This is a genomic window from Castellaniella sp. (genome assembly GCF_034007085.1).
Classification (GTDB): Bacteria; Pseudomonadota; Gammaproteobacteria; order Burkholderiales; family Burkholderiaceae_B; genus Castellaniella.
Map to the genome: position 1 here is coordinate 1 of NZ_JAVERO010000189.1, position 3,253 is coordinate 3,253.

Here is a 3,253-nt window from a genome sequence, read left to right on the forward strand (position 1 = left end):
AATAATAAGTATCCGGTTGCAGCTTTTCTCGGATCTCGATGCGCATTGTGGCGCGGGAGATGCTGATGCGCCTATTTGCTATTGGTGGATAGAAGAATACGGAATTGCTGAGGCTGCTCTTGTCCATCGCTTTACTAAAATCGATTTCGATGATGCCGGATGAGATGTCGCCGTACTCCGCGGGCATTGAAGACAATATGCTTGGTTTCTCCGTATCTTCTGGCCCTCCGGTAGGACTTTTCTTGCTGCCGCAAGCGAAAAGCAGCATAATTACGAATAGTAATAGAGAAATCTGAATCCTTCTCATATTTTTTTCCTCAATATATACTTGCCTAGGGCGTCGTACTCCAGATTAACCAAATCACCGGGCTTCAGCAGAGGAAGGTTACTGTTTTTCCGACTATGCTCGATCAAAGCGATACTAAAATCCCGTTGACCCAATTGCGCGATAGTCAAACTTATGCCATTAACTGCGATAGATCCCTGCGGTATCACCATTTGCCTATCCGCCGGATGCAGTTCGAAATGATAGTATGAGGTATATCCCCGCTGTTCCACTCTGATAAATCTCACTGCTCTGTCAATATGCCCCATCACCCAGTGTCCATCCAGTCTGTCGCCCACTTTGAGGGCGCGTTCCAAATTCAAAATATCACCATTACGCCACTTACCGGCACTGCTTTTCACTACGGTTTCATTCATGATCTGCACGGTGAAAGAGGTCCGGTCCAACTCCAACACCGTGAGGCAGATGCCGTTACAAGCTATTGACGAACCGATCTTTGTGTCTTCAAAGCTTTCCGGGCGCTCGATGCGAAGATGTTTGCTGCCGGAATCCACGATGATATTCTGGATAGGGGTCATAGCTTCCACAATTCCGGTAAACAATTTCTACACCCTGAATCTTCGGTCCCAGGCACTGCGCAGGGTATTACTGCTGCTGTATTCCAGATCTCCACCAAAGGGCAGTCCCGTGGAAAGCCGGGTGATGCTGATATCGTGATCTTTGAATAATTCCCAGACATAGTGAATGGTGGCTTCGCCTTCAGCCGATGGTTTCAGTGCCAGAATGATCTCTTTGGGATTTAGTTCTGCCACTCTTTGCGTCAGCCGTTCTGCATTGATTTCTCGCGGTCCATAGCCATCGATTGGCGAGAGCAGATGTCCCAGCACAAAATAGAGCCCCTGATATTCATTCATATTTTCGATAATCTGGATGTCGGCGCTGGTCTCTACGATACACAAACTCTCAGGGCTTCGATTTGTCGCACAGCAAATGGGGCAGGGGTCGCTTTCGGAAAGCATCAGACATTTAGTGCAAGGCTTGAAGGCTTCCACACTTGTTTTGATGATTTCGGAAAGTTCCAGCGCAAAGCTTTTATCCTCGCTAAGCAGATGCCAGGCAAGGCGTTGAGCTGTTTTCTTCCCGATGCCGGGGAAGCGTGCCAAACTATCGACCAGCTTCTGAAGATTCTCGCTGATATACATTATCTAAAAGAGGCCGGGAATCTTCATGCCGCCGGTTAATTTGCCCATGATGTCATTACCGGCTTCAGCCACTTGCTTGTGAGCTTCCTGGATGGCTGCCAGAATCAGGTCTTCGAGCATTTCAACATCTTCGGGATCCACTGCCTCGGGGTCTATCTTGATGCTTTTGATCTCATAAGAGCCTGTCATCCCTATCTTTACCATCCCACCGCCCGAGGATGCTTCAAATACTTTACTCTCCAGCTCTTGTTGAGATTTCATCATCTCTTGTTGCATTTTCTGAGCTTGCTTCATCAATTGGTTCATATTCTTTCCGCCTTGTAACATGGGGAACTCCTTATCTTTATTAGTCTTTCCAAGATATCACAATATCTGAGACAGAGGGAAATTAGTCAAGCGCTTTCATTAGAGGGATTCTGTTCCTATCCGGCCGGATCGTGCTCATGCAGGGTACGATTGTGAACGATTCTACGCTTCAGCGGATTCAGCTGAATAGGCAGATAGCTGACCTCAAACGAATTTGTGCCAAGACTGTGTCTCCTTTATTCCATGACTCCTAAGCGAGATAGAAGGCTGAGGATTGCGGCAAGTGATCGCTGATTCTCTTCAAAAAATACCGGATCAGTTCAGCGCTTCGAAGTGCAGTCTCTACAATCTCTATAGCGGACAAGAGTGGGACAGAATCTCTGTTTATTGTCTATAACGCACTCTCTGGTTTAATACAGAATGAGTTTTTTCGAAATCTGTCCGGTTTCGCCTTCTATGCGATATTTGATAAAATATATACCATTGGCACAGAACCGTCGCCGGTATCGATACAAGGTGACATGGTGGTTGTATTCCATATAGGTTGATAAAAGGAATTGAGCTGGGGATCTGAACCAACTATTGGGTCATATATTGAGAAATCCTGATATTGGTTACCCTGTGTATCAACATGTGTAGTAAGATCATTAAAGAAACAGTTTCTAATTACCAAGCTTTCTGTCGCCCAAGCTGGATTTCCGTCAAACCCACTGCTCATAGATGTCAACTCTGCATCATAGGTCTCATAATCGTCTTTACTACACTTGATACCCGGGGACATCTCCAATAAGTTATCTGCAGTTTTTAGACTAGTAATATCTGAGACCGGAGTTGCAATCAGAATAAAAGCCACTGAGAGGAATAATACTATGAGAAACAGGGAATTTTTCATTGTTTTTTTCTTGTTGTTTATTGTGTTGGACCAAAGCTATTACCAGAGACTAAGTTGTTGTCTCATATACCATGAAACCCTATTGAAGGGTTTCGTGAAAACCTTTTTATAATTCGCCTAGCCACCTGTAAAAGGTATCCCGTTTAGTGATGCCAGAAACAGCAGTAGTTCGAGGGAGCACCAGAAATGTAATTCTCAATCACAGTCCAATAAATACATTAAATATTTGTCCTAGCTTGTGTCAAGAATTTTTTCATTCACCTTATATTATTCTAACTTTGCCGTTCTTGTGGCTTTTTGATGTAGAATCAGCGCGAAGGCTCGCGGTGCATTAGTTCGTAGTTCTTAGTGCTTAGTGCGTAGTTGGCGACGCTGCGCGTCGGTGGATGCTCAGGCTTCGCCTTCACTTTTATTAGGATTGACGCCTCATGAGAGGCGCAATAACGGGAAAGTGCCGGTTTCGGGGTCCCCGCAAAATTGCGCAGCCATGTTGTGGGGTGAAAGAAACGAGATATACAAGTGTGCTTAGTTCTTAGTGCTTAGTGCGTAGTTGGCGACGCTCGCGTC

Annotated in this window: 5 protein-coding genes; all 5 read right to left on the reverse strand. The window is 45.4% G+C overall.

Annotation, left to right across the window (positions count from 1 at the left end):
• Positions 1-307: Ig-like domain-containing protein (locus RBR29_RS11430; RefSeq protein WP_320349392.1), on the reverse strand; the 307-nt coding region annotated here is incomplete at its 3' end.
• Complete coding sequence (locus tag RBR29_RS11435) at positions 304-888, reverse strand: riboflavin synthase (protein ID WP_320349393.1); 585 nt, start codon at positions 886-888, stop codon at positions 304-306. The genes RBR29_RS11435 and RBR29_RS11430, both read right to left, overlap by 4 nt.
• A gap of 3 nt (positions 889-891) precedes the next feature.
• Positions 892-1,488, reverse strand: a complete 597-nt coding sequence (gene recR / locus RBR29_RS11440; RefSeq protein ID WP_320349394.1) for a recombination mediator RecR — start codon at positions 1,486-1,488, stop codon at positions 892-894.
• A gap of 3 nt (positions 1,489-1,491) precedes the next feature.
• Entirely contained in the window at positions 1,492-1,815 is a 324-nt protein-coding gene (locus tag RBR29_RS11445; protein WP_320349395.1) for a YbaB/EbfC family nucleoid-associated protein, read from the reverse strand.
• Positions 1,816-2,248: 433 nt separating this feature from the next.
• Positions 2,249-2,686 carry a hypothetical protein gene (locus RBR29_RS11450; protein WP_320349397.1) on the reverse strand — a complete coding sequence of 146 codons (438 nt, stop codon included), beginning with the start codon at positions 2,684-2,686 and terminating at the stop codon, positions 2,249-2,251.
• Between the last annotated feature and the right edge of the window lie 567 nt (positions 2,687-3,253).